Genomic DNA, 296 nt, shown 5'->3' on the forward strand with positions numbered 1-296 from the left:
GGATATGGGTATTAGCGTCGATTATCGCGCTCCGGAAACTTTCGACATGGTGTCTATGGGGCAGCTCATCGATGCTGCCGTCAATCAGAAGCCCGACGGACTCATCGTCTCCATTCCAGACGCCTCAGCACTAGGTCCATCCATCAAGAAGGCCGTCGCCGCCGGTATCCCGGTTATTTCCATCAATTCCGGTTCCGACGTTTCAAAGGAGTTGGGAGCGCTGCTGCATGTCGGCCAGGACGAATATACCGCCGGCAAAGCCGCCGGTGGGAAACTGCATGAGCTGGGCGGCAAGG

General features: G+C 57.4%; 1 protein-coding gene. It reads left to right on the plus strand.

Going from position 1 to position 296, the window contains the following annotated elements:
• A partial coding sequence (locus tag AF337_RS12220) for a substrate-binding domain-containing protein (RefSeq protein ID WP_152971021.1) occupies nucleotides 1-296 on the plus strand: 296 nt, incomplete at both ends.

Source organism: Rhizobium ecuadorense (assembly GCF_001187535.1).
In the GTDB taxonomy this organism is placed as follows: Bacteria; Pseudomonadota; Alphaproteobacteria; order Rhizobiales; family Rhizobiaceae; genus Rhizobium; species Rhizobium ecuadorense.